General features: G+C 77.8%; 1 protein-coding gene. It reads left to right on the top strand.

The genetic code is table 11. The features are described 5' to 3' along the window. Nucleotides 1-829, top strand: an 829-nt coding sequence (locus tag CTKZ_RS21890) for a hypothetical protein (RefSeq protein ID WP_200829882.1), incomplete at both ends; no start/stop codon positions are given.

The raw sequence follows: 829 nt of genomic DNA, 5'->3' as shown, positions 1-829 counted from the left end.
CCTCGCGCACGGTGCGGCGGCGGCCGACGCGGCGGCCCTCCCGACGGTCGCGAGTGCGTGCCGTGCGGAGCGCGCGCTGCTGCTCGCCGACGCGGGCGAGCTCGCGGTCGCGGACGCCCTCGCGGTCGACCTGCTCGCCGCCGACGGGGTGCGGACGGGTGCGCTCGCGCCCGCGCACCTGGTCCGCGGGCTCGTCGCGTACTGGCAGGACCGGCTCGGTGACGCGCGCGCCGACCTGGAGGACGCCCTCGCGCTCGCCGGTCCCGCGCAGCTCGCGGTCGCGGTCCGCGCCGCGGCGACGCTCGCGCTGGTCTGCCACGCGCAGGACGACCGTGCGGCGTTCGAGCGGGCGCGCCGCCGGGTCGAGGACGCGCTGCAGACGACCGGAACCGGGGGAGCGCGGCACGCGGTGCCCGCCGACGACCCCGGCGCCGAGCAGCACGTGAGCCTCGACGTGCTCGGGCGGATCGCGACCTCGCACTGCCGGACGTCGGTCGACGTGGTCGCGGTGCTGCAGCGCGCGCTCGTGCTCGCCGAGGACGACGAGCACGCCGCGCACCGGATGCTCGAGCGCGCCCTCGACGTCGCCGAGCCCGCGGGCGTCCGACGACCGTTCGTCGAGCTCGAGCCGCTCCTGCACGACCTGCTGCTCGAGCACCTGCGGTGGGGTAGCACCCACGAGGCGCTCGTCGCGAGCCTCGTCGCCGGGGACGCGCCCCGGCGAGCGCAGCGCGGCGGGTGGGGCAACCTCGAGCTCACCGAGCGTGAGCACCAGGTGCTCGTACGGCTGCGGTCGACCATGACGACGACCGAGATCGCCGCGGTCCTG

The sequence above is a fragment of the Cellulomonas algicola genome (genome assembly GCF_003851725.1).
Taxonomy (GTDB): Bacteria; Actinomycetota; Actinomycetes; order Actinomycetales; family Cellulomonadaceae; genus Cellulomonas; species Cellulomonas algicola.
The sequence above is the reverse complement of the archived record's forward strand: the minus strand, read 5'-3'. Positions and strand labels throughout refer to the sequence as shown.